Genomic DNA, 24,568 nt, shown 5'->3' with positions numbered 1-24,568 from the left:
AAAGGAGCCGGTCAGATACAGCAGGTTGATCAGCCCGCTCATCGCCCCAACACCAACAAACGCAACACGGCACCGGCCCAACGCCGATGCAAGCTCCGTCGAATCTCGTCCCTTGATCAATCCTGCAATCCTCTCGCGCAGCGCCGCCGCGCGCTTCGAGCTGCGGTGCCCCCAAATCCCCGGTCGTCGTGATGCGGCGCTGTCTCTTCCAGAATCGTGGCGAGAATTGAGCGAGGAAGCGGATAAATCCGAGGAATATTTTGAGCCATGCCTGAATAAATTGCCGAAATGCGCTGTCGGATCTGGTGTTCGGCAGGCTAATCCTGCGGCTTGAGCTTTCGCTGTACCTGCGATGATCCAGCAGCCCGGGCGGCGCAACGAAGATGGCCACCGAACCCGAGGTCCGGCGGCCAGGCGCATCGAGATCGTCGTACCGGGATGGCCGGACCGAGCTTCCGGCCTGCCCGGTCAGGGCTTCGGCGCCGGCGGCGCGGCGGGCGGAGCGGCGGGTGCGGCGGGCGGTGCGGCGGGCGGTGTCGGGCCCTCCGTCGCCGGCGCCTCGGCCGCAGCCTTGGCGAGTTCCGGGTAGGCCTCGACCACGTGGGCCCCGTTCAGCGGCTTGTTCACGCCGTTGTGGCAGGTGGTGCAATTAACCTTCGGCACGTCGCCGAGCACGCCGAGGCGGTTGCGCGGGAAGGTCGAGAGCAGTGGCTCCAGGTAGTTGCCGTTGAGGTCGCGCACCATCCGGATGCCGTGCCAGGCCGCGACGCGCTGGGGCGTGCTCTCGCCCCAGTTCGAGATGGCGCGGGTGTTGTGGCAGTAGGTGCAGTTGACCCCGAGCCCCTGCGACATGTGCATCATCAGGCCGTAGGTCTTCTCGGCATCCTGGATCGGCTTGCCCTTGGACACCGGCAGCGCCGTCGCGGCGTTGACCCGGATCAGGTTGTTGCCGGCGTCCTTGTTGGCGAAGAACTCCGTCAGGGTGTCGTAGGGCAGCGAGGACAGGCCGACGGATTCCTTGGCGAGGTTCTGGCCGTTGTTGCGCGGGATGAAGCCCGAGCGGGCGGCCGGTCCCGGATCGGTGAACCAGACGTTGGCCGGCACCGGCTGGCCGCGATGGCAGGTGTAGCAGGTGACGCCGGCCTCGTGGACGTGCTTCTCCTTCCAAGTCTCATTGATGTGCTGGGTCATCTGCAGCATCCGCCGGGCGACGCGCTTCTGATAGAGGCTGTCGTCGGCCATGTTCTCGGTGTTGTGGCAGTAGGTGCAGCCCTGCTCGGGCGAGACCCACTCGGTCATCGAGACCATGAGGCGGTTGAACTCGTTCGTGGTCACGTTCCCCAGAACCTTGACGTTCTGGTAGGTCTTGCCGGCCAGTTCGTCGCCGGGCTCGGCCGGGTCGGCGGGCGCGGGCGCCCGGTTGGCGTCCTTGACCGCGGCGGCCTCGCTCCGGTTCTCGACCTGCTCCATGCCGGTTCCGCGGAAGCCGTTCTGGCTGGTGGCGAGCGGCGGGTGGGTCCAGCCCGCCGTGCCGAACATCGCGATGGTGAGGAAGAGCGCCGCGACCGCGCCCGCTACCGCGAGGAGTGTCTTCATTGGGCACCTCCGCCCGCGCTCAGCGGATCGACGATCGGGCCGTAGACGTGGGGATAGGAGGGCGCGACGCCGTGCTTGACCGCCCAGAGGTACCAATTGTCGACGACCGTGCCGGTGAGCAGGATGCCGATGCCGCCGGTGAGCGTGGTCAGCACGGCGAACCACCAGGCCCAGCGGTGGACCGATTCCATGGTGGCGTTGAAGCCCATGGTCCAGCGCCAGAACAGGGCGGCGCGCTCGGTGGCGGTGCCGCGCATGACGATCTGGTCGATCTCGCGCTCCGAGCCGTAGCGGCTCGTCGCCAGGATCGTCGCCCCGTGCATGGCGAACAGGAGCGTCGACCCGTACAGGAAGACGATCGAGAGCATGTGGAAGGGGTTGTAGAAGAGGTTGCCGTAGCGCAGCGAGAAGGCCGCCGTCCAATCGAGGTGCGGGAAGATGCCGAAGGGCACCGCCTCGCTCCACGAACCCATCATGATCGGCCGGATGAAGCCGAGGACGAGATAGAGCCAGATGGCGCTCGCGAAGGCCCAGGGCACGTGCGTGCCGAGGCCGAGCGCCCTGGCGCGCCGGTAGAGGCGAACCCACCAGAGCAGGATCGAGGCGGTGAGGAAGAAGCCCGCGATCAGCCACCAGCCGCCCTCGTTCAGCGGCGGCAGGATCTTGAGGCCGTATTGCGGGCGCGGCGGCTCCAGGGCCAGCCAGGGGAGCTGGCGCACGAACTGGACCGGATCCCAGTTCACCGAGGCCCACATGTTGAGGCCGATGATCTCGAAGGCGATGAGCCCGCAGGTGAGCGAGAGCGCCCCGAGATAGCCGCCGTAGATCGGTCCGACCTGCGCGTTGCCGATCAGCCCCATCAGGTAGCTGTGGAAGGGCTTGCCCCAGCGGGCATCGACCTTCACCGGCACGCCCAACTCGGGCTCGATCGGCCGGACCTGCACCTGCGTGAAGATGTTCTGATAATAGGCCATGGACCGCCCTCCCCTCAGCGCCAGACCGGCAGGTTGAGCCACCAGCCCCACCATTCCGGCCAGCCCTGCGTCCAGAAGGGGCCGCTGATGACGATGCAGACGGCGCTCCAGAATCCCGCCGACAGGGCCAGGAACAGCCCGAGGCGGTGGATGCCGAGGGTTCCGATCGAGTAGCCGATCGTGTCCCGGAAGAAGGTGTCCTCGTGCTCGGGCGTCTTCACCACCTCGCCCTTGGGCGGGTTCGTGGAGGACAGGATCAGCGAGCCGTGCAGCGAGAGCGCGAAGGTCGTCGTGAAGAAGAACGACACGGCGAGCATGTGCGCGGGGTTGTAGTGGAAGTGCAGGTACTGGTAGCCCGTGTTCGACACCCAATCGAGGTGGCTCAAGATGCCGTACGGGAAGCCGTGGCCCCAGGCGCCCATCAGGAGCGGGCGGATCACCACCAGCGTGACGTAGGCGAAGATCGCCACCGAGAAGGCGAAGGGGACGTGGTAGCCGATGCCGAGCTTGCGGCAGATCTCGACCTCGCGCAGAGCCCAGGAACAGAAGGCCCCGATCGCGCAGAAGGTGATCAGCTGCCACAGGCCCCCCTCCTTCAAGGGCGCCAGCGCCAGGCCGTACTTGAGGTCGGGCGGAGCGATGTTGATCTGCCAGATGTTCCAGGTCGGGCCGATGGCCGCGCCGTAGAGGATCAGCGCGGTGCCGAGCACCGAGAAGAAGATCGTCGTGACGCCGAAGAAGCCGACGTAGAACGGCCCCACCCAGAAATCGAACAGGTCTCCGCCGACGAGCGTGCCGCCGCGGACGCGGTATTTCTTCTCGAAGCTCAGCATCGCCATCGCGGCTACCCTCCGGACAGTAGGTGTGGCGAAACGGGGCCGGTTCGCCGCCGGAACGGGCGCGTCCGCGCGCGGGCCGCGCGCCGGACCTCGCCATCGCGGCGGGCGGGGACCGGATCGGCACCCCCGTCCGCAGCGGGTCTCGGTGGGACGCGGGTCCCGCCGGCCATGGGCCGGTCCGGACCCGAGGCTCCGCTCACGCCGGTGTCGGCGGCACGATCTGGAGCGACATCGCGGCCTTGGGCGCCTTCGGGCCTTCGAGCCAGTTGAACCGGTCGGTGCTGAGCAGGATGAAGTGGATCAGCAGCGCCAGGACGAACAGGAAGGTGAAGAGCGCCACGAGGGTGCGACGCGGATCGAAGAGAAGCCAAACCTTGTGCATCGTGCGCTCCTCCTCACGAGAGCATCGAGACGAGGCCGTGGGCGGCGCTCGTCACGCTGTCGAGGGCGGCATAGCCCTTCGGGCCGGGCAGCCAGGGACGCCACATCCAGACCAGGATGTGGGCGACCACGGCGATCGCCGTGAAGATGATGAAGCTCGTCAGGAAGATCGCGTGGAACTCCTTGGCTTCCGGTTCCGTCAGCCCCGACAGGCTGCTCGGTCTTTCCAATCCATTGGCCATCGATCAAAACCTCCGCTTTGGCTGGCCGCGCCGTTGCGGCGCGGCGGGTGTCGCCGTGGCTGCTCGCCGGCCACGGCAGCACTTCCACCCGTTCACCGGACGGAAGCGTTCTCGGCCGCCTCGGGCCCGCCTCAGCCCATGAAGGCGAAGGGGATCGCCGAGACCGCCATGGCCTTGGCCTCGCCGAACACCGAGCGGGGCGCGCCGAGTCGCGGCCGGGCCGTCCGGTCCGGCAGGAGGCGCTGCGCGATCGCGGCGACGAGGAAGAAGGGGTAGGTCGCCACCAGGATGGCGCGGAACTGCAGTTCCTCCCGGTGCAGGCGCGACGTCGCATTCATCCCACGCATGGTTGTGCTCTCCTGCTGGCGGGCCCGTGCGGGCTGCGCTGGCTGAACGGATTCGGGGTTCGCAGGCCGCGGCAGGGCGGGACCGGCGGGCGGCAGGGCGTGCGCGAGGGAGCCGGCGGCGCTCATGCGGCGGCTCCCATCGTCAGGCCGTCATGCGCGCGGGCGACGTGGGCGGGTGCGACCGCGCCGGCGCCCTCGGCCCGGGCGCCGCGCTCGGCGGCGTCGCGCAGGCGCTTCGCGAGCGAGATCCGCACCAGCACCGGCTGGCGCTCGACGAGCGCATCCAGCGCGGCCCGAGCCGCCTCCTCCCAGAGCATCTCCCGATGCTGGCGGGCCGGCGTGGCCTCGACCGCATCCATGTCGCGGGCGAGCGGCAAGATGTGGAAGAGCATGTCGAAAAGGGCGTTGCAGACCTCCTGCACGAGGTAGGTCGCGCCCGCGTAGCCCATGAAGGGCGTGCCGGTGTGCCGCCGGATGATCGCACCCGGGAACGAGGCCGGCACGAACACGGCGCGGCAGCCGGATTCCGCCGCATACATGCGCTCGTTGAACGAGCCGAACAGCACGAGCGGCGGGTTTGCCGCGATGGCCTCGCGCACGCCTGCATTGTCCGGCTTGGCGCCGGGCCGGCGCGCCACCGCGAAGGTGCAGGGCAGGCCCATCTCCTCCTCGAGGAAGTGGCGCACGCCGCGGGCGTAGGTCTCAGTCGCGACGATGCCGAAGCTCGCGGTGCCGAAGAAGTCCTGGGTCACCGAGCGCCAGAGGTCCCAGACCGGCTTGATCGTGGTGTGGCGCTCGCGCTCGATGAAGGGCTCGGGGTCGAGGCCCAGGATCTCGCCGAGCGAGCGCAGGAACTTCGTGGTCGAGAGGACGCCGATCGGCGCCTGCAGGTAGGGCCGCTCGAGGGATTCGCACAGGAGGCGTCCGAACTCGCGGTAGAGGCAGACATTGGCATCCGCGTTCACGAGCTTGGGCACGTCGGAGAGGTGGCTGCCGAGCGGGAAGGCGAGGTTCACCTCGGCGCCGATCCCCTCGACGAGGCGCCGAATCTCGGCGAGGTCGGAAGGCATGTTGAAGGTGCCGTAGGCCGGCCCGATGATGTTGACGCGGGGCCGCTCGCCCGCCTTGCGCTCGGGCCGGGCCGGGATGCCCTTCCGGGCGAAGCGCTTGGCGCCGTATTCCTGCCAGAGCCAGCTCATGGCGCGGTCGGCCGCCTGCCACTGGTCCTCGTCGATGGTGCGCGGAAGGAAGCGCTGGAGATTGGTGCCCTCGGGCGTGACGCCGCCGCCGATCATCTCCGCGATCGAGCCCGTGATGACGACGCTGGGCTGGGCGGGGTCGAGCGTCGCGTGCGCGCGCTTCATCGCGCCCTCGGTGCCGTGGCGGCCGAGCTCCTCCTCGGCGAGCCCCGTGACCACGATTGGCAATTCGTGCGGCGGCAGCGCGTCCGTGTAGTGCAGGACGGAGGTGACCGGCAGGTTCTCGCAGCCGACCGGCCCGTCGATCACGACCTGCAGGCCCTTGATGGCGGTGAAGACGTAGGCCGCGCCCCAGTAGCCGCCGGCCCTGTCGTGATCGAGGACGAGCATCAGGCCATCTCCCCGATCGGATCGTGGGCGTGCGCCTTCGGCTTCGGGGTGGGCGCCGCGCTCTTGCGGGCCTTCGGCACCTCCTCCCAGATGCCGGCCGCATGGCCGGTGCCGACACCCTCGAAGAAGGCCTTCATGGCATCGAAGCGGCCGCGATTGCCGATCGCCGCGTTGATCACCTGGGCGAGCGAGCCCGCGCCCGCGACGCCCATCAGGGGACGGGCCGAGATCAGGTTCGTGAAGTAGAGGGCGGGCGTGCCGGCCTCCTTGGCCTTCTGCACCACCGGCGTCGTGCCGATGGCGAGATCCGGCCGGAATTCCGCGAAGGCCGCGAGGTCGTCCTCCAGCGAGGCGCGGTAGCGCACCGCGACGCCGCGGGACTCGAGCCAGTCCAGGTCTGCCTCGGAATGGGGCGTGCGCGGGCAGGCGGTGCCGACATAGGCGAGGTCCGCGCCGCTCTCGACGAGGAGGCGCCCGACGAGGAGCTCCGAGCCCTCGTAGCCGGACAGGGTGATCCGCCCCCGGATCGGGCTCGCCGCGAGCGCACCGCGGATCGCCGGCAGGAGCCGGTTCTTGGCGGCCTCCACCGTCGTCCGTGCGACGCCGCAGGCTTCGCCGATCCGGTCGAGCCATTCGGCGGTGCCGTCATGGCCGACGGGCGCCGAGCCGACGACCGGCCGGCCGGCCGCCTGGAACTCGCGAACGCAAGCCGTGTAGAACGGGTGGATCGCCGCGACCGCCGCCCCGTCCAGGGCGGCGTAGAGCTCGCGCCACTCGCGTGTCGGCACGACGGGGCCGGCCTCGAGCCCGATCGCGCCCAGCATCGCGCCGATCACCACGGGGTCGGCCGGGAACATCTCGCCGAGAAGCGCCACGGTCGGCCGGCCCGAGCGACTGCCGCGGGGCGCCTGGACGGGGCCGTGCTCGGCCTCGGCGCGGGCGACCTTCAGCATGGCGCCGGCCAGCACGTCCTTGGCCTCGGCGTGGGTCGGCACGCCGAAGCCCGGCACGTCGATGCCGATGACGCGGACCCCGTCGATCTCCCGCGGCAGCAGGCGCAGGGGAACGCCGGAGGCGGTCGGCACGCAGAGGTTGATTACCACGACGGCGTCGTAATCCTCCGGCCGGGCGACGGCGTGCACCGCCTCGCGGATGTCCTCGAACAGCTTGCCGGTGACGAGGGTCTCCGAGTTGAAGGGCACGTAGCCCACGCTGCGCTTGGCGCCGTAGAAGTGCGACGTGAAGGTGAGGCCGTAGACGCAGCAGGCCGAGCCCGACAGGATCGTGGCGGTGCGGCGCATGCGCAGGCCCACCCGCAGGCTGCCGAAGGCCGGGCACATGCTCTGCGGCTGGTCGTGGGGGCCTGCCGGATAGTCGCGCGCCAGCGCCTCCAGCGTCTCGCTCATGCCGGCGGCGGCCGCCGCCTCGCGCATCGCGTCCTTGCCGGCGTGGCAGCCGAGCCCGTCGCCGCGGGTGGCGGCGAGGTTCACGACCTCGGCGGGCGCGCCTCCCTGCGCGGCCTGGTGCGCGGAGGCCGGCACGTCGCGCCGGGCGCGGAGATCGGCGATGTCGAGGGTGACGGCCATCGGCGCTTCCCCTCAGACCGTGTCGTAGACGACTTCGAGGGACGGCTTCACGATCGGGCTCGCGCCGCACATGTCCTCGACGGTGGCGGGCTCGAGCACCACGTCGCGGCCGACCGCCTCGCCCTTGAACAGGCCCAGCAGCCCGTCCTGGGACAGCGGCCTCGGCTGGTGCGGCGCCGCCTCGGCGACGTTCTGCGCGAGGTCGGCGAAGAGCGGGCCCCAGCGCCCGTCCGGCCTGCCGATGATCTCGTAATTCGCGCTCTTGCGGCGGATGTCCTCGTCGGCGGGGATCGAGGCGAGGACCGGGATGCCGACGCTCTCGGCGAAGGCCTGGGCCTCGCCGGTGCCGTCGTCCTTGTTGATGACGAGGCCGCCGACCCCGACATTGCCGCCGAGCTTGCGGAAATACTCCACCGCCGAGCAGACGTTGTTGGCGACGTAGAGCGATTGCAGGTCGTTTGAGCCGACGACGATGACCTTCTGGCACATGTCGCGGGCGATCGGCAGGCCGAAGCCGCCGCAGACCACGTCGCCGAGGAAGTCGAGCAGGACGTAGTCGAAGCCCCATTCGTGGAAGCCGAGCTTCTCGAGCAACTCGAAGCCGTGGATGATGCCGCGCCCGCCGCAGCCGCGGCCGACCTCCGGCCCGCCGAGCTCCATCGCGTAGACGCCGTCGCGCTTGAAGCAGACGTCGCCGATCGCAACCTGCTCGCCGGCGAGTTTCTTCCTGGTCGAGGTCTCGATGATGGTGGGGCAGGCGCGCCCACCGAACAGGAGCGAGGTGGTGTCGCTCTTCGGGTCGCAGCCGATCAGCAGGACCTTCTTGCCCTGCTGGGCCATCATGTATGAGAGGTTCGCCAGCGTGAACGACTTGCCGATGCCGCCCTTGCCGTAGATCGCGATGATCTGCGTCTCCTTGGAGGCGGCGGTCGGTACCGGATCGGGCCCCTGGGCCGCCTCGGCGCGCAGCGCGGCGCCGGTGAGGTGCATGTTCAAGGCTGGGCCCTCCAGTCGAGGATCATCTTCAGGCATTCGGGATCGTCGAACGCCGTGCGGTAGGCCGATTCCGCCTCCGCCGCCGGGCGGCGATGCGTGATCAGACCGTCGAGGGAGAGGGCGCCGCGCTCGATGAGAGCGGTCACCGCCGCGAGGTCGCCGGGCCGGAACTCGGCGGAGACGCGCAGGCGCGCCTCGCGCAGGAAGGCGGGCGGGAAGGCGAAGGCGAGCGGCGCCTCGTAGAAGCCCGCCAGCACGATCTCGCCGGAATGGGCGAGCCGCCCGATCAGCGCGTCGAGCAGCCCGGCATCGCCGCTGACGTCGGCGATCACCGCGTAGTCGCGCCGCTCGTCCGTCTCGGGCGCGATCACCGGGTAGCCGAACTCGCCGCGGGCCCGTACGGCGTTTGTCTCCCAGACCGTCGGGGCGCCGCCGGCGAGGACGGTGAGCCGCGCGAGCAACCGCCCGAGTACGCCGTGCCCGACGATCAGCGAGCGCTCGCCCGGCGTGATGCCGGCGAGCGCGTGATAGGCGGTGGCCGCGAGCGCGATCAGGATCGCGCGCTCGCCGAGCCCGGGATCGACCGGCACGCAGCGTGCGGCCGGAACGACGAGATGCGAGGCGGCGCCCCCGAACAGGCCGCGGACCGGGCCGAAGCAGCGCGCGCCCGGGACGAACACGGTCTGGCCGGGCCTCAGCCCGGTCGCGGGGCCGGCCTCGACCACGACGCCGACCGATTCGTAGCCGGGGACCAGCGGATAGCCCATGCCCGGGAAGCTCGGCATGCGGCCCGACCAGAGCAGCCGTTCGGTGCCGGTGGAGATCCCGCTCCAGGCGACGGCCACCACCGCGTCTGCCTCGGCAGCCGGCGACAGCGTCAGGCGCGTGAGCGCCAGATGCTCCGGTCCCTCGAGGACGACGGCGAGCGTGTCCATCACTCGATGCCTTTCCGCCCGGTTGTTCGGCGCCCGCCAGAGGCGCCTGTTGCTGTAATCCTAGACTGACGCTTCACAGCGTCAAGCAGTCTTTACACAGGTTTACATTCTCTTGATCCGACGACGATCCGCGCGAGCAGCGGCCGGCGCGTCGGGAGCGTGCGGATCCCGCGGAAACCCGCCCCTTCCAGCATCGCGGACAATTCTGCCGGCGAACGCGCCCGGCCGCTTCCCATCGCCAGCAGGTAGAAGCCGAAATACGCGTCCGCGACCGGCTCGGCGCCGGGCGTGCCCGCCATCGGCTCGGCGATCACCAGGCTGCCGCCGGGCGCGAGCGCGGCGTGGGCGGCGCGCAGCAGGGCCATGGCGCGCGCGTCGTCGTGATCGTGGACGACCCGTACCAGCGTGATCACGTCGGCGCCGGACGGCAGGGCGCAGTCGAAGAAGCTGCCGCCGCGGCAGTCGATTCGCTCACCGAGACCCTGCGCCGCGATGCGCGCGCGGGCCCGCGCGGCGACGGGCGGCAGGTCGAGCAGCATCAGCCGGAGATCCGGACAGCGGCGGGCGGCGGCCTCGGCGAAGACGCCCTCGCCGCCCCCGAGATCGAGCAGGCCGGCATGGCGCGCGAAGGGGTAGGCGTCGAGCACGTCCTCGGCGATCAGCGCCTGCGAGGCCGACATCAGCCCGCTGTAGTCCGCAACCGATTCGGCCGCGACCGCCCCGGGTGCCTCCGATTCGGCGTAGGGCCAGTAGCGGGAGAGACGGGTCTCGCCGGCCTCCCCGCGCAGGAGCGCCACGGGGTCGCGCAGGTCGTCGTAGAGCATCGCGTGGTGCTCGATCATGGCGGCGACCGAGGGGTTCCCGAGCATCGCCGCCCCGAGATCGGCGAGGGCGAAGCGCCCGTCGGGCAGGCACCTGACGAGGCGGAGGGAGGCGGCGGCCCTGAGGAGGCGCATCGCCCGATCGGGCGGAAGGCCGAGGCCTGCACCGAGCGCCTCGATCCCGAGCGGTCCGTCCGCGAGCCGGCGGAACAGGTCGAGCCGCACGCAGGCGAGCAGAACCTGCGCGTAGACGAATCCGGCGCAGAGATCGAACAGGGCGCGTGTGTTGGCGCGCGCGATCCGGCGGGTGAGCGGGAAGCCCGCGGCCCAGCGCTGGAAGGCGGGGCTCGCCACCCGCGCGTTGCGGAAGGCGAGCCAGCGCTCGCGCCAGCCCGGCCGCCGGCCCGCCGCCGAGCCGGGTTCTGCCACCCGCGCCGCCATGCCGGTATCCACGCCCATGCCCCGGCTCAGACCAGCGCCTCGCGGGCGAGGCTCGCGGGCAGGAACAGGCGGGTCTGCGCCGCGATCTCGGCGCGCAGCGCGTCGGCGCCCGGGCAGGCGGGGATCACCTCGATCGCCTCGCGGGCGAGCCGCCGCAGACGCTCCAGCGCGCCCGTCATGCCGAGCAGGAGCGCTGCGTTCGGCCGGCCGAGCGTGGCGTCGCGCCCGGCCGGCTTGCCGATCTCCTCCTGGCGGCAGGCCACGTCGCGCAGGTCGTCGGCGACCTGATAGGCTTCGCCGAGGCATTCGCCGAGGAGCCGCCACGGCAGGGGCGAGACGCCGGCGGCCGCGGCCCCGGTGACGGTGGCGGCCGCGAAGAGCGCGCCGGTCTTGGCCTGCTGGTAGTTCGAGAGTGCGACCTCGGGCTCCGATTCCCAGGCCTGGCCCGCCACGATGCCGGCGGGCGAGCCGACGGCGCGCGCCACGAGGCCGACCAGGGAGGCGAGCCGTGCCGGCGAGCGGGCGGTGCCCCGCGCCAGCGTCTCGAAGGCCAGCACGATCAGGGCGTCGCCCGTGAGCACGGCGAGCGGCTCCCCGTAGGCCACGTGCACGGCCGGCTTCTGGCGGCGCATCGCGGCGTCGTCGAAGCAGGGCAGGTCGTCGTGGACGAGCGAGGCGCAGTGCAGGAGCTCGATCGCGGCTGCGGCGGCGTCCGAGGCTGCGGGATCGTCGTCGCCGCAGGCTGCCGCCACCGCGAGGCACAGGCGCGGACGGATGCGGTGGCCGCCGGGGAACACCGCGTAGCGGATCGCCTCGGCGAGTCGCGGCGGGGCACCGGGCGCCTCCGCATGCGCCACGGCAATGTCAAGGACGCGCTCGATTCGACCGCCGGCCTCCATCACGACCTCCCTGTTTGTCTTTTCAGATTGTCAATCCGAAGTGTCATGAATTATTGACACTTATGGCGGTCGAGATCAACGCCGGTCCGGGAGGTCGCGTGCGGACGGAGCGGAGGGGACGCGTGGTCGTGATCGGGGCCGGCATTGCGGGCCTCGTTGCCGCCCTGCGCCTCGCCGTCTCGGGCCTCGACGTCACCCTGCTGGAGCGCGCCGCCTCGCCCGGCGGCAAGATGCGGAGCGTCGACGTCGGCGGGCGCGCCGTGGAGGCCGGCCCCACGGTCTTCACGATGCGGTGGGTGTTCGAGGAGGTGTTCGCGCAGGCCGGCGCCAGCCTCGCCGAGCGGGTGGCGCTCACGCCGGCCGGGATCCTCGCCCGGCACGCCTGGTCGGCGAGCGAGCGCCTCGACCTCTTCGCCGATATCGATGCCTCGGCCGCGGCGATCGACGCCTTCGCGGGGATCCGCGAGGCGGACGGCTACCGGCGCTTCTGCACGCGCGCCGCGGAGGTCTACCGAACCCTGGAGGATCCTTTCATCCGGCGCGAGCGCCCGAGCCCGATCGACCTCGGGCGGCGCGTCGGACTCTCGGGCCTCGGCGGCCTCTGGCGCATCCAGCCCTTCGCGACCCTGTGGGGGGCGCTCGGCGCGTATTTCCGCGATCCCCGCCTGCGCCAGCTCTTCGGGCGCTACGCCACCTATTGCGGCTCCTCGCCCTTCGAGGCGCCCGCGACCCTGATGCTCGTCGCGCATGTGGAGCAGGCGGGCGTCTGGTCGATCGCGGGCGGCCTGAGCGGGCTCGCCGAGGCGGTGGCGGCGCTCGCGGCCGAGCGCGGCGCGCAGGTGCTCTACGGCACAGAGGCGCGCCGCATCGTGGTCGCGGGCGGGCGCGTCGCGGGCGTCGAGACCGCGAGCGGCGAGCGCATCCCGGCCGACGCCGTCGTGCTCAATGCCGACATCTCCGCCCTCGCCGCCGGCCTGTTCGGGCAGGAGGCGAGGCGCGCTGCCGAGCCCGTGCCGCCGGCCGAGCGCTCGCTCTCGGCGGTGACGTTCTGTCTCGCCGCCCGCGCCGCCGGCTTCCCGCTCGCGCATCACAGCGTGTTCTTCTCGGGCGACTACCGGGCCGAGTTCGAGGCGATCCGGGACGGGCAGCTGCCTCCGGATCCCACCGTCTACGTCTGTGCCCAGGACAGGGCCGATTCCGGGGCCCGCCGCGAGGGTCCGGAGCGCCTGCTCTGCCTCGTCAACGCGCCCGCCAGGGGCGAGCGTCCCCTCAGCCGCGAGGAGATCGACACATGCGAGACGAACATGCGGGACCGGCTCGCCGCCTGCGGCCTGAGCCTGGCCGCGGAGCCCGGCGCGGTGACGACGACGCCCGCCGGATTCGAGGCCCTGTTCCCGGCGACGGGGGGCGCCCTCTACGGGCGGGCCTCGCACGGCTGGACGGCGACGTTCAAGCGGCCGGGCGCGCGGACGCGCCTGCCGGGGCTCTACTTGGCGGGCGGCAGCGTGCATCCGGGCCCGGGCGTGCCGATGGCGGCGCAATCGGGCCGGATCGCGGCGGACTGCCTCCTGGCGGATCTCGGCCGGGGCCCCGCTTCGACACGCCCGTCGGCCGCGGCGGCTATGCCTGGTGGTACGTCGATGCGCTGAGCCGGGACGGCAGCCAGGGCCTGACCATCATCGCGTTCATCGGCAGCGTGTTCTCCCCCTACTATGCCTGGGACCTCGACCGCGACCCGTTCGACCATTGCGCCATGAACGTGGTCCTGTACGGGCGTCCGGGCCGCTTCTGCATGACCGAGCGCGGCCGCGCCGCGCTCTCCCGGTACGCGGCCGCCATCCGGATCGGCCCGAGCGCGATGGAATGGGACGGAACCAGCCTCACGATCCGGATCGACGAGGTCGGCGCGCCGCTCCCGGCGCGCGTGCGCGGCACGGTGCGGCTGCACCCGCCCGGGATCACGGACGGCTCCTTCACCCTCGATGCCATCGGCGCGCACCGCTGGTGGCCGATGGCGCCCTCCTCGCCCGTTGAGGTGGAGCTTGAGGAGCCGAGCCTGCGCTGGTCGGGCACCGCCTATCTCGACACCAACCACGGCGATACCGCGCTCGAGGAGGCCTTCGCGAGCTGGACCTGGTGCCGTGCGGATCTCGGCGACGGCGCGGCGATCCTCTACGACGTGCGCCGCCGGGACGGCTCGGGCCAGAATCTGTCGCTGCGCTTCGACCGGCACGGGACGCGCCGGGACATCAGGCCGCCGCTCGCCGCCCTGCTGCCGGCCACGGGCCTCTGGCGGATCCCGCGCTCGACCCGCAGCGACGACGGCGCGGCGCGGGTGCTGCGCACCTTCGAGGACACGCCGTTCTACGCGCGCTCGCTCCTCGCCTCCACGCTCGGCGGAGAGCCGGTACAGGCGGTGCACGAGAGCCTGTCGCTGACCCGCTTCCGCAACCCGCTGGTGCGCCTGATGCTGCCCTTCCGGATGCCGCGCCGGGCCGGCTGAGGGGTCAGCCCAGCCGCTCGGCGAGGCGGTCGGCCACCCGCAGGGCGTTGGCGATGATCGTCAGCGTCGGGTTCACGGCGCCGATCGACGGGAAGAAGCTCGCATCCGTGACGTAGAGGTTGTCGAGCTCGTGCGCCTTGCAAGTCAGGTCGAGCACCGACGACCGTGGGTCGGTGCCGAAGCGCAGCGTCCCGGCCTGATGCGCGGTGCCGCTGATCGGGATGTTCTTGCCGAGGTAGAGCGAGCGCTCGAACAGGTAGGTGTAGGCGCCGCCCGGCCGCAGCAGGTCGGAGAGCTTCGCGCGCAGGCGGTCGTGGGCCTCCCGGTTGGTCTGGCGGATATCCAGGATGGTGCGTCCCTCGCGGTCGATGCTGACGCGGTTGTCGGGATGCGGCAGGTCCTCGCTCTGCAGCCAGAAATCCATCGCATGGCGTGCCACCATGTCGAAAGGCGCGTCCGGCAGGAAGCCGGTCCATCTGGGGAATTCCTCACCCCGGATCTGGTCGGGGTGCGTCTTGGCGCACATCTGGATCAGGCCCATCGGGTATTCCCAGTCCTTCGACTCGAAGTAGAAGTCCGAGACCGCGAGCGTCTTCTGGAAGATCGTGTCGTTGACCTCCTTCGAGAGTGCCATCAGCACGGACATGTTGTGGCGCATGTAGTTGCGGCCGACCTGGTCCGAACCGTTGGCGAGCCCGTTCGGATGGGCCTCGTTCGCCGAGCGCAGGAGCAGGAGGGCGGAGGACAGCGCCCCGCAGGCCACCACCACGATGTCGGCCGAATAGCGCTCGTCGTGGCCCTCGCGGGTGACGCGGACGCCCGTGACCGTCCGGCCCGACGCGTCGGTCTCGAGGCGCGACACGTAGGCGTTCACCAGCAGCGTGACGTTGTCGTGCCGGGCGAGCGTCGGGTCTATGGTCATCACCTGCGCATCGGCCTTGCCGTTCAGGAGGCAGGGGAAGCCGTCGAAGGCGTCGCAGCGGATGCAGATGCTGGTCGGCGTCGGCCTGCCGTCGCGCTCGTCGAGCCGGATGCCGAGCGGGAGGTGGAAGGGGCGCAGACCCACCTTCTCCCAATCGTCCGAGAGCTTCTGGATGCGCGGCTCATGGGCGACGCCCGGATGGTCGTAGGGGCCGCTCGCCCACGGCTCGTTCGGGTCCTCGCCCCGGTTGCCGTGGACGCTGAAGAGCGACTCGGCCTCGCGGTAATAGGGCTCGAACTCGGCGTACGGGACCGGCCAGGCCGGCGAGATCCCGTCGACATGGCGGACCGCGTCGAAATCGCGCTCGCGCAGGCGCAGGAGCGCCGCCCCGTAGACCTTGGAATTGCCGCCCACGTAGTAGTGCAGCGCCGGGCTGAAGCTGCGGCCGTCTCCGCCGTACCACGTCTCTCGGGCCTGGTAGGCGCCGTCGACGAAGACCGTCCTGGCGTTCCAGTTGTCCTGGCTGCGCGGCAGGTAGTCGCCGCGCTCCAGGAGCAGGATCCGCTTGCCGGTGCGGGCGAGGCGCTGGAACACCGAGCCGCCGCCGGGGCCGCTGCCGACGATGATCACGTCGTAATGATCCTGGGACATGGCCGGCTCCGGGCTTGAGCGTGTCGAGCCGCCAACGTGAGCGTGGCGGCCGCGTTCCGCGGTGCGGCGATCGCAGGGCCCGGCGTGCGGTTCGGCTCCGTCCCGCATCGCACGCATGCCCGTGGGCGCTGGCAACCCGGTGCAAGCGTGGGCGTTCACCCGCCGACGACACGAATCAGGCGAGGGCACTGCCGATGTCCGGGACCGCCGGACGAGTTTCCGCCTCGTCGGCGGCTTGCTCCCCGTAACGCTCGGCGGCTGCGCGCCCGCCGCGCAGGTGACCCGCGCATCGCCCGTCCAGCGGCCCGCGGGCCGCGCCCAAGGTCCGAACGCTCCGAGGAGAATGCCCGATGGCAGACGACAAGGCCGGCCACAGGCCGAGTATCCCTTACTGGCACGTCTACACGGATGCGGACGGGATCAGCCGGCAGGAGCGCTTTGCCCTGACGGAGTTCGAGCTCAAGGGCATCGATCCGCAGACGGAGCCGCAATGGAACGACCGCCTGGCTCCGTCCCAGGCCGGCGTCACCTTCACGGTGCTGCCCGTCGGCTGGGTCGGACAGTGGCACGAGAACCCGAAGCCGCAATGGATCACGATCCTGAGCGGGCGCTGGTTCGTCGAGACCATGGACGGCCACAGAGTTGAGATGGGGCCGGGCGAGGTGATGATGGGCGAGGACCAGAACACCAGGCCGCGCGACGGCCGGAAGGGCCATCTCTCCGGCACGGTCGGGAACGAGCCCTGCACCATGATCGTGACGGGTCTCGACGTGGCGCCGACGATTAACCAGCCCGGCCGCTTCAAGTAGGATCGCGGGCATGGACGGGTTCGAGATCTGCGATCCGCGCTTCAGGGCGTTCGTGCTGCCGAACGCGCCGCTGGAGAAGCTCGCCGACGGCTTCCGCTGGTGCGAGGGGCCGGTCTGGTTCGCGGACCGGGACGAATTGCTGTTCAGCGACCTCCCGAACGACCGCGTCATGCGCTGGAGCGAGTCCGGCGGGCTCAGCGTCTACCGCGCGCCCGCGCAGTTCGAGAACGGCCATGCCCGCGACAGGGCGGGACGGCTGATCTCGTGCTCGCATCGCGGCCGCTGCATCACCCGGACCGAGCTCGACGGCCGCGTCACGCGGCTGGCCGACAGCTACCGGGGCCGGCGCCTGAACTCGCCGAACGACGTCGTCTGCCGGTCCGACGGGACGATCTGGTTCACCGATCCCCCCTACGGCATCCAGACCGATTACGAGGGCGGCAAGCAGGAATCCGAGCTGCCGGCCTCCGTCTACAGGCTCGACCCGCGCGACGGCGTGCTGACCTGCGTGGCCGACGATTTCCAGGGGCCGAACGGGCTCTGCTTCTCGCCCGACGAATCGCGCCTGTATGTCAGCGAGAGCGGCCTGCAATTCTCCGCTGATCCCCTGCAGCACATCCGGGTCTTCGAGGTGGACGACGAGGGCCTGCGCAACGGCCGCGTGTTCCACAAGGTCGAGCCCGGCTACGCCGACGGCTTCCGCTGCGATGAGGAAGGCCATGTCTGGTCGAGCGCGGGCGACGGCGTGCACTGCATCGATCCGTCGGGCGCGCTGATCGGCAAGATCCTGGTGCCCGCGACCGTCTCGAATCTCGCCTTCGGCGGGCGCAGCCTGAGCCGCCTGTTCCTCTGCGCCTCCCACACTCTCTACGCGATCTACGTGAACCGGCGGGGGGCGCGGCTCCTATGAGTGGTGTTCGGTCTCTCGTTGCCATCAGCCGCACGGTGGCGGATCTCGACCGGACCGAGGCGTTCTACCGCGACGGTCTCGGTTTCGAGCGCGCCGCGCCGCCGGAGCCGCTTCCGGCCGCGATGGGCCAGGCGATGGGCCAGGCGATGGGTCTTGCCGAGGCGCAGGGGCGACGGCTCTGGATGCGGGTGGGCGGGCAGAGGGTCGCGTTTCTGGCCTTCGATCCGCCGGGCCTGCCCTACCCGGAACCCCGCGCCGCCACCGACCCGATCTTCCAGCACATCGCCATCCCCGTGCGGGACATGGGCGCGGCGATGCGGCGGCTCGCGGCCGTCGACCCCGCCGCGATCAGCCGGGGCGGTGCCCAGACCCTGCCGCCCGCCTCGGGGGGCGTCACCGCCTTCAAGTTCCGCGATCCGGACGGGCATCCGGTCGAGCTGATCCACTTCCCCGACGGCCCGGCAGCGCTGCGTTGGCGCGACGCGCCGGGCCTGTTCCTCGGCATCGATCACTCGGCCATCACCGTGACGGATCTCGATGCGGCGCTCGCCTTCTACGTCGGCGTGCTCGGCCTCCACGTCGGCAGCCGCGGCCTCAACCGCGGGCCGGAACAGGGGCGGCTCGACGGCCTGCCCGATCCGGAAGTCGACGTGCTCGGGCTGGTGCCGATCCACGCCACCCCGCACGTGGAACTGCTGCATTACCGCAGGCCCGCCGCCCGCCGCGGCGCGGCCGCCTTCGGCCCGCGCGACCGGTCGACCACCCGCTTCGTCTTCGCGAGCGCCGACGTGCCCGGGCAGGCGCGGGCCGTCCGGCAGGCCGGCTACCCCGCCGGCCTGTCGCAGGATGGCAGCGTCGCCTACGCGCAGGGGCCGGACGGCCACGGCTTGCTGCTGGTGCGCGCGTCCGGCTGAGGACAGAACGGGATTTCGCGGTCCCGATCCATTGCAAGGTGTTCGCACCTGCACCAGAGTCTTTGCGCCGCCGAACCAGCGTCCCCTGCGAGGCGCTCCGGCTGGGCTCACGGGGGATTGGCATGCGGAACCTGAGGATCCTGCGCGGCTTCGCGGCCGCCGGCGCGCTTGCCCTGGCGGCTGCCTCGCCGGCGATGGCCGAGGATGGCGCGACCACCGCCGAGCAGACCGTCGACGTGATGAACGTGCTGTTCGGCAAGCATCCGGGCTTCCGCGCGAATCACGCCAAGGGCGTGGTGGCCGAGGGCAGCTTCACGCCCTCGCCCGAGGCCGCCCGGATCAGCAAGGCCTCGCTCTTCCAGGGACCGCCCGTGCCCGTGACCGTCCGGTTCTCGGACGCGACCGGCGTCCCGACGATCCCCGACGGCAAGCCCAACGCCAACCCGCACGGCATGGCGCTGAAGTTCAAGCTCAACGACGGTTCCGAGATGGACGTCGTCGTGAACGCCCTCAGGTTCTTCCCGGTCGCCACCGGCGAGGAGTTCCGGGACCTCCTGAAGGCAGTCTCCGAGAGTGGTCCGGATGCCGCGCATCCGACGGCGCTCGAGCGCTTCGTCGCCGCCCATCCGGCCGCCGCCACCGCGGGCGCGACCGCGAAGACGCCGTCGAGCTTCGCCCGCCAGACCTACCACGGCGTCAACGCCTTCATCCTCGTCGACAAGGACGGCAAGCGCCAGCCGTTCCGGTTCCGCTTCGTGCCGGTGGCCGGCGAGGAGATCCTCTCGGCCGAGGAGGCGGCCAAGCAGGCGCCGAACTACCTGATGGACGAGATCGGCCCCCGCCTCGCCAAGGAACCGGTGGGGTTCAGGGTGCTGGCGCAGCTCGCCGAGCCCGGCGACCCGACGAACGACGCGACGAAGCCCTGGCCCGAGGACCGCAGGACGGTCGATCTCGGCACCCTCACGGTCACGAAGGCCGTTCCCGACAGCGCGAGCGCCGAGAAGGCACTCCTGTTCCTGCCGAACGCCCTCACCGACGGCATCGAGGTCTCGGACGATCCCCTCATCGACGCCCGCGTCCAGGCCTACGCGGTCTCGTTCGGCCGCCGGACGCAGTAGGGCGCCGGGACGGCGATCGGATCGCGTGCGTCGCGCTCCCGTCCGCGGGGACACGTTCGAGGACGGCCGCTGGTCGCTGCCTCCTCACCCGCGATAGCTGATGCGGTAGATGATGCCGTGCTGGTCGTCGCCGAGATAGAGGCTGCCGTCCTTCGCCACCGCGAGGCCGAAGGGCCGGGCGAAACGGGACCAGCCGCTCGGGCCGCCCTTGCTCAGGAAGCCCGTGACGAAGGGCTCGATCGATTTCGGCTCGCCGTTCTCGAATCGCACCCGCAGCACCTCGTAGCCGCTCGGGGGCTCGCGGTTCCACGAGCCGTGCATTGTGACGAAGGCGTCGCCCCGGTAATCCTTCGGGAACTGGTCGCCGCCGTAGAAGACCATCTGCATCGAGGAGGCATGCGACGTCCAGGTCAGGAGCGGCCGCTCGCTCGCCCTGTCCCAATCGGCGAGGCTCTCCTTCGGCGGCTCCCGGTAGAGGTTCTTCATGCCGGGCCCGAAGATGTAGGGCCAGCCGTACTTCTTGCCCGCCTCGATCCGGTTGAGCTCCTCCGGCTGCTCGTCGTCGCCGAGCCAGTCGACGCCGTCGTCCCAGCCATAGAGGGCCCTGGTCTGCGGCTGCCAGTCGAAGCCGATCGTGTTGCGCAGGCCCGAGGCGACGATCTCGCGGCCGCTCCCGTCGGGCTTCATCCGCACCATCGTGGCGTTCTCGGGGTTGCGCTCCTCGCACTCGTTGCAGGTGGAGCCGAGGCTCGCGTAGAGCAGCCCGTCCGGCCCGAACGCGATGGTGCGGTTCGGGTGCTGGCCGGCATCCGGCAGGTCGGAGACGATCTCAGTCTCGGGCCCGATCGCTCCCTCCTTCAGGAGCGGCGCCGCGTAGATCGATTTCACGGTGACGTAGAACAGCCGGCCCTCGTGCAGGGCGAGGCCGTGCACGTCCCTCTTGCGCAGCACGACCTGATGCTCGGAAGGCTTCGCGGGGTCGACGCGCGTGACCGTGCCCGCATCCCGGTCGCTGACGTAGAGGGCGCCGTCCGGCGCCACCACGATGACGCGGGGCGCGCCGAGCCCCTCGGCGAACTTCTCGATGCGAAAGCCCGCCGGCAGCGTCAGGCCCGAGATGCGCGCCTCCGTCGCCTCGAGGGGCGCGGCCTTGACCACGTGCGCCTCGATCGTGGCCGTGCCCGGATGCCGCAGCGCCTGGGCGAGGGCCGGCCCGGCGGCGAGCGAGAGGGCGAGGGCCAGGAAGGGGCGGCCATGCGGCATCGAGGAATCCTTGTCGCGGTTCGATCGCCGGGGTGAAATGCCGCCTCCGCGCGGCAGTTCCGCCGCGCGGCCCGGACGAAAGCGCGCAAGGGGGCCTGCATCCGCGAGGCTTGACGCCCCGGGGCCGGCGCGTCCAATGCCCCGCCCGAACCCCGGAGGACCCCGGATGCCGCCGCTCCTCGCCCTGCCCTTCCCGGCCATCGACCCCGTGGCGGTCGCGATCGGGCCGATCACCGTCAAGTGGTACGCGCTCGCCTACATCACCGGGCTCGTGGGCGGCTGGTTCTACGCGCGCCGCCTGGTCATGGCCGACGGCCTCTGGGGCGTGGTGCGGCGCCCGACGCTCGGCGACCTCGACGACCTCGTCGTCTGGGTGGCGCTCGGCGTCGTGATGGGAGGACGTATCGGCTACGTGCTGTTCTACAACCTGCCGATGTATCTGGACGACCCGATCGAGATCTTCGCGATCCGCAATGGCGGCATGTCCTTCCACGGCGGATTTCTCGGGGCGATCCTGGCCATGCTGCTGTTCGCGCGAGCGCGAAAGCTCAACGGCTACACGCTGCTCGACCTCGCCGCCGTGGTGGTGCCGATCGGCCTGTTCTTCGGGCGCCTCGCGAATTTCGTGAACGGCGAGCTGTGGGGCCGCGTCGCGCCGGACTTTCCCTACGCGATCGTCTTCCCCACGGGCGGCCCCCTGCCCCGCCACCCGAGCCAGCTCTACGAGGCCGCGACCGAGGGACTGCTCCTGTTCGTCGTGATGGCGCTCGCGGTGCGCCGGTTCGGCTTCCGCAGGCCCGGGCTCCTCGGCGGCATCTTCGTGCTGGGATACGCGCTCGCCCGTACGGTCTGCGAATTCTTTCGCGAGCCCGACCGGCAGCTCGGCTACCTGTTCGGCACCGATCTTGGGCCGCTCGGCGGCGGCGTCACCATGGGGATGCTGCTCTGCCTGCCGATGGCGCTCGTCGGCCTCGCCTACATCGTGCTGGCGGCCCGCGGCCACACCCGCCCGCGCCGGCCCGTGGAGGACAGTCCGGACGCCGCGGTGAAGGCGTGAGCGACGCGCCGCTCCTCGCCGAGATCGCGGGCCTGATCCGCGAGACGGGGCCGATCGGCCTCGACCGCTACATGGCCCTCTGCCTCGGCCATCCGGTGCACGGCTACTATCGGACCCGCGACCCGCTCGGCGCGCGCGGCGATTTCACCACGGCACCCGAGATCAGCCAGATGTTCGGCGAGCTGATCGGCCTCTGGGCGGCCGCGGTGCACGCTCAGATGGGCGCGCCCGCGCGCCCGATCCTGGCCGAGCTCGGGCCTGGACGCGGCACCCTGATGGCCGATGCCCTGCGGGCCCTGCGCGCGGCGGCCCCGGGCATCGCCTTCGACCTGCACCTCGTCGAGACGAGCCCGGTCCTGCGGGCCGCGCAGGCGGCGGCGCTCGCGGGAGCCTCTCCCCGCTGGCACGAGAGCCTCGACAGCCTGCCCGCCGGGCCGGCAATCGTCATCGCCAACGAGTTCTTCGACGCCCTGCCGGTGCGCCAGTTCGAGCGCCGGGCCAGGGCGTGGTTCGAGCGATCGGTCGGCCTCGCGCCGGATGGCCGCCTTGCCTTCGGTCTCGCGCCGGAGCCGGAACGGGCGATCACCCAGGAAGGTCCGGACGGTGTGATCCTGGCGGTGCCGGGGCCCGCCCTCGACCTCGTGCGCGGGCTCGCGCGGCGTCTGCGCGACGAAGGCGGCGCCCTGCTGATCATCGATTACGGCCATGTCCGGCCGGGCTTCGGCGACACCCTCCAGGCGGTTGCCGGCCACCGTTACGCGGATCCCCTGGCGGCGCCCGGGGAGGCCGACCTGACGGCGCACGTGGATTTCGCGGGCCTCGGCCTGGCCGCCTCGGCCGAGGGGGGGCGGGTGCACGGGCCCGTCGATCAGCGCGACTTCCTCCTCACCCTCGGGCTGACGGCCCGCGCGGAGCGCCTGAAGCTGCGGGCGAGCCCGGCGCAGGCTGCGGCGATCGACGCCGCCGTCGCGCGGCTCACGGATCCGGGCCGGCGCGGCATGGGCCGCCTGTTCAAGGCGATGGCGGTGAGCGCGCCCGGGCTCGCACCGTTGCCGGGATTCTAGAGGCGCGGAGCGGGGCCCGACCGGCGGTCGGGCCTCTCCTGTGTCGCGCTCAGCGCGTGAGCGGGCCGAGGCCCTCGGCGCCGGTCCTCGGCACGCGCTGCGCCCGCGGCTCGATCGGAAGCGCGTCCGAGGCCGGCGCCCCCTCGCGGCCGAGATGCGCGTCGCCCTTGAGGCCGCCGCGGGCGGCGTCGAGCCCGGGATCCGGCACGGAGGGCCAGATGGGGCGGTCGGGCTGAATCTTCTGAGCCATCGTCCTTCCTCGACTGGTATGGCGCCGGGCCAGCGCCGAAGCGGAAACCTCAATGCGCGCCTGCCGCCCCGGTTCCACCCGCGATTGTAGTCCCGCGGCATCCCCGGAGCCATGACGCGCGCGTAAGGGCCGGGGCGCATGCACATCCCTTTCCGCCCGTCCCGTGAGCGCCGCGGCGGGATCCGTACCCATCGTCTCGGGGCCCGAGCTGGGCTATCGAACCGGGCCCGATTCCCGCAGCCCGAGATCGCCATGTTCCTCGAAGCGCCCGAGCTCAGCTCGCATTCCTACGTCCGCCACGCCTTCTTCACGCGGCAGGGCGGCGTCTCGGAAGGGCTCTACGCCTCGCTCAACGGCGGGATAGGCTCGAACGACGACCCTGCTCGGGTCGCCCGGAACCGGGCACTCATGTGCGCCCAGCTCGGCCTCGCCCCGCAGAACCTCGTCAGCCTCTATCAGGTCCACTCGGCCGCGGTGGTCGAGGTCGAGGCGCCCTTCGCCCTGTCCGAGCGCCCGAGGGCCGACGCGATGGTGACGCGCGTGCCGGGCCTCGCCCTCGGCATCGCCACGGCCGATTGCGGGCCGATCCTCTTCGCCGACCCGGACAACCGCGTGGTCGGCGCCGCGCATGCGGGCTGGAAGGGCGCGCTCGCCGGCGTGATCGAGGCGACCGTCGCGGCGATGGAGCGTCTCGGCGCCGAGCGAACCCGTATCGTGGCGGTGCTCGGGCCGACCATCGCGCAGGGCGCCTACGAGGTCGGGGCCGACCTGATGGAGAGGTTTCGCGCGGAGGCGCCCGGAAGCGCGCGCTTCTTCGCGGACGGGGAGCGGCCGGGCCATGCCCAGTTCGACCTGCCGGGCTTCATCCTGTCGCGTCTGGAGGAGGCCGGGATCGGCGAGGCGGCCGCGGTCAATCTCTGCACCTACGCCGATCCCGAGCGCTTCTACAGCTATCGCCGCACCACGCATCGGGGCGAAAACGACTATGGGCGGCTGATCTCGGCCATCGCCCTGACCCCGTGAGCCGCCACATTTCGCGGCGAGGGGTGCGACAATTTGTCAAGCCTCCCGTCCCGGAAAAGCGTGGCCGTGGCTGAACCTTGGCCGTTCGGCCGCGTTTCAGGAGCAAGGTGCCAAGGAACAATGAGGCGCACATCGCCACAAAGGGGCCGCCTTCGCAGCGGTCGGCGTGGTCGCCCGGCAACAGCATCCCTGGAACCGCTGACTTAGATACGGGGAACCCGCGCCGTACGAATTCCGACAGGGAACGACGGTGCCAGGACAGAGGACCAGACCATGAAATCCATCCTACGGGGCGCCACCGCCCTCGCCGGGATCGCGCTCGCCGGTTCCGCTTTCGCCGCCGATCTTCCGCGCCGTGCGGCGCCGCCGCCGGTGTTCACGCCGGTTCCGGTCTTCACCTGGACGGGCTTCTACGCCGGCTTCAACGCGGGCTACGGC

The 24,568-nt window shown here is 71.3% G+C and carries 25 protein-coding genes; 10 read left to right on the top strand and 15 right to left on the bottom strand.

The window, feature by feature from the left end; translation table 11 throughout:
* Positions 1-334, top strand: a 334-nt coding sequence (locus WDW90_RS25550; RefSeq protein WP_336490315.1) for a hypothetical protein, incomplete at its 5' end; no start/stop codon positions are given.
* 134 nt (positions 335-468) lie between these two features.
* Here WDW90_RS25550 and pufC read toward each other — a convergent pair.
* The 12 genes from pufC to WDW90_RS25490 form a co-directional block, all read right to left on the bottom strand.
* Positions 469-1,596, bottom strand: coding sequence for a photosynthetic reaction center cytochrome PufC (gene pufC / locus WDW90_RS25545; protein WP_336490310.1), 1,128 nt, complete (start codon positions 1,594-1,596; stop codon positions 469-471).
* A complete protein-coding gene (gene pufM / locus WDW90_RS25540) occupies positions 1,593-2,570 on the bottom strand; it encodes a photosynthetic reaction center subunit M (protein ID WP_336490309.1) in 978 nt (325 codons plus the stop codon). Before pufM ends, pufC begins: the two co-directional genes overlap by 4 nt.
* Positions 2,571-2,584: 14 nt before the next feature.
* Complete coding sequence (gene pufL, locus WDW90_RS25535) at positions 2,585-3,409, bottom strand: photosynthetic reaction center subunit L (protein ID WP_336490307.1); 825 nt, start codon at positions 3,407-3,409, stop codon at positions 2,585-2,587.
* Between the two features lie 196 nt (positions 3,410-3,605).
* Positions 3,606-3,791, bottom strand: a complete 186-nt coding sequence (gene pufA, locus WDW90_RS25530) for a light-harvesting antenna LH1, alpha subunit (RefSeq protein WP_336490306.1) — start codon at positions 3,789-3,791, stop codon at positions 3,606-3,608.
* A 13-nt stretch (positions 3,792-3,804) separates the two neighbouring features.
* Entirely contained in the window at positions 3,805-4,032 is a 228-nt protein-coding gene (gene pufB, locus WDW90_RS25525) for a light-harvesting antenna LH1, beta subunit (protein WP_109895717.1), read from the bottom strand.
* A 131-nt stretch (positions 4,033-4,163) separates the two neighbouring features.
* A complete protein-coding gene (locus WDW90_RS25520) occupies positions 4,164-4,379 on the bottom strand; it encodes a hypothetical protein (protein WP_336490314.1) in 216 nt (71 codons plus the stop codon).
* A gap of 122 nt (positions 4,380-4,501) precedes the next feature.
* On the bottom strand, positions 4,502-5,968 hold the full coding sequence (gene bchZ, locus WDW90_RS25515; RefSeq protein ID WP_336490305.1) for a chlorophyllide a reductase subunit Z: 1,467 nt from the start codon (positions 5,966-5,968) through the stop codon (positions 4,502-4,504).
* Complete coding sequence (gene bchY, locus WDW90_RS25510; RefSeq protein WP_336490304.1) at positions 5,968-7,554, bottom strand: chlorophyllide a reductase subunit Y; 1,587 nt, start codon at positions 7,552-7,554, stop codon at positions 5,968-5,970. Before bchY ends, bchZ begins: the two co-directional genes overlap by 1 nt.
* Positions 7,555-7,566: 12 nt before the next feature.
* Positions 7,567-8,544 (bottom strand): chlorophyllide a reductase iron protein subunit X, encoded by a 978-nt coding sequence (locus WDW90_RS25505; RefSeq protein ID WP_336490313.1) that lies wholly within the window; start codon positions 8,542-8,544, stop codon positions 7,567-7,569.
* A 2-nt stretch (positions 8,545-8,546) separates the two neighbouring features.
* Positions 8,547-9,485 carry a chlorophyll synthesis pathway protein BchC gene (gene bchC, locus WDW90_RS25500; RefSeq protein WP_336490303.1) on the bottom strand — a complete coding sequence of 313 codons (939 nt, stop codon included), beginning with the start codon at positions 9,483-9,485 and terminating at the stop codon, positions 8,547-8,549.
* A gap of 92 nt (positions 9,486-9,577) precedes the next feature.
* Entirely contained in the window at positions 9,578-10,747 is a 1,170-nt protein-coding gene (locus WDW90_RS25495; RefSeq protein WP_336490312.1) for a methyltransferase, read from the bottom strand.
* Positions 10,748-10,773: 26 nt separating this feature from the next.
* Positions 10,774-11,646 carry a polyprenyl synthetase family protein gene (locus tag WDW90_RS25490; RefSeq protein WP_336490301.1) on the bottom strand — a complete coding sequence of 291 codons (873 nt, stop codon included), beginning with the start codon at positions 11,644-11,646 and terminating at the stop codon, positions 10,774-10,776.
* Between the two features lie 62 nt (positions 11,647-11,708).
* Between WDW90_RS25490 and crtD the strand changes: the two genes are divergently transcribed.
* Both crtD and WDW90_RS25480 read left to right on the top strand, forming a co-directional pair.
* Positions 11,709-13,295, top strand: a complete 1,587-nt coding sequence (crtD, locus tag WDW90_RS25485; RefSeq protein ID WP_336490300.1) for a 1-hydroxycarotenoid 3,4-desaturase CrtD — start codon at positions 11,709-11,711, stop codon at positions 13,293-13,295.
* Positions 13,292-14,149, top strand: coding sequence for a carotenoid 1,2-hydratase (locus WDW90_RS25480; protein ID WP_336490311.1), 858 nt, complete (start codon positions 13,292-13,294; stop codon positions 14,147-14,149). Before crtD ends, WDW90_RS25480 begins: the two co-directional genes overlap by 4 nt.
* Before the next feature lie 4 nt (positions 14,150-14,153).
* Here WDW90_RS25480 and WDW90_RS25475 read toward each other — a convergent pair whose 3' ends face one another.
* Positions 14,154-15,722 (bottom strand): GMC oxidoreductase, encoded by a 1,569-nt coding sequence (locus WDW90_RS25475; protein ID WP_336490299.1) that lies wholly within the window; start codon positions 15,720-15,722, stop codon positions 14,154-14,156.
* Between the two features lie 350 nt (positions 15,723-16,072).
* Here WDW90_RS25475 and WDW90_RS25470 point away from each other — a divergent pair, with 350 nt between their 5' ends.
* From WDW90_RS25470 to WDW90_RS25455, 4 genes are all read left to right on the top strand, one after another.
* On the top strand, positions 16,073-16,531 hold the full coding sequence (locus WDW90_RS25470) for a cupin domain-containing protein (protein ID WP_336490298.1): 459 nt from the start codon (positions 16,073-16,075) through the stop codon (positions 16,529-16,531).
* A gap of 10 nt (positions 16,532-16,541) precedes the next feature.
* A complete protein-coding gene (locus tag WDW90_RS25465; RefSeq protein ID WP_336490296.1) occupies positions 16,542-17,441 on the top strand; it encodes an SMP-30/gluconolactonase/LRE family protein in 900 nt (299 codons plus the stop codon).
* Positions 17,438-18,355 carry a VOC family protein gene (locus WDW90_RS25460; protein ID WP_336490295.1) on the top strand — a complete coding sequence of 306 codons (918 nt, stop codon included), beginning with the start codon at positions 17,438-17,440 and terminating at the stop codon, positions 18,353-18,355. The genes WDW90_RS25465 and WDW90_RS25460 overlap by 4 nt, the downstream gene beginning before the upstream one ends.
* A 122-nt stretch (positions 18,356-18,477) precedes the next feature.
* A complete protein-coding gene (locus WDW90_RS25455) occupies positions 18,478-19,473 on the top strand; it encodes a catalase family peroxidase (RefSeq protein ID WP_336490293.1) in 996 nt (331 codons plus the stop codon).
* Between the two features lie 84 nt (positions 19,474-19,557).
* Here the strand turns inward: WDW90_RS25455 and WDW90_RS25450 are convergent, their stop codons facing one another.
* Positions 19,558-20,736 (bottom strand): PQQ-dependent sugar dehydrogenase, encoded by a 1,179-nt coding sequence (locus WDW90_RS25450; protein WP_336490292.1) that lies wholly within the window; start codon positions 20,734-20,736, stop codon positions 19,558-19,560.
* A gap of 166 nt (positions 20,737-20,902) precedes the next feature.
* On the opposite strand from WDW90_RS25450, the gene lgt reads away from it, so the two are divergent.
* Positions 20,903-21,793, top strand: coding sequence for a prolipoprotein diacylglyceryl transferase (lgt, locus tag WDW90_RS25445; protein ID WP_336490291.1), 891 nt, complete (start codon positions 20,903-20,905; stop codon positions 21,791-21,793).
* Complete coding sequence (locus WDW90_RS25440; RefSeq protein WP_336490290.1) at positions 21,790-22,857, top strand: class I SAM-dependent methyltransferase; 1,068 nt, start codon at positions 21,790-21,792, stop codon at positions 22,855-22,857. The genes lgt and WDW90_RS25440 overlap by 4 nt, the downstream gene beginning before the upstream one ends.
* A gap of 49 nt (positions 22,858-22,906) precedes the next feature.
* Here the strand turns inward: WDW90_RS25440 and WDW90_RS25435 are convergent, their stop codons facing one another.
* Entirely contained in the window at positions 22,907-23,107 is a 201-nt protein-coding gene (locus WDW90_RS25435) for a hypothetical protein (protein ID WP_336490288.1), read from the bottom strand.
* Between the two features lie 252 nt (positions 23,108-23,359).
* On the opposite strand from WDW90_RS25435, the gene pgeF reads away from it, so the two are divergent.
* On the top strand, positions 23,360-24,130 hold the full coding sequence (pgeF, locus tag WDW90_RS25430) for a peptidoglycan editing factor PgeF (RefSeq protein WP_336490287.1): 771 nt from the start codon (positions 23,360-23,362) through the stop codon (positions 24,128-24,130).
* Positions 24,131-24,568: the final 438 nt, after the last annotated feature.

This window comes from Methylobacterium nigriterrae, assembly GCF_037106235.1.
Classification (GTDB): Bacteria; Pseudomonadota; Alphaproteobacteria; order Rhizobiales; family Beijerinckiaceae; genus Methylobacterium; species Methylobacterium nigriterrae.
The sequence above is the reverse complement of the archived record's forward strand: the minus strand, read 5'-3'. Positions and strand labels throughout refer to the sequence as shown.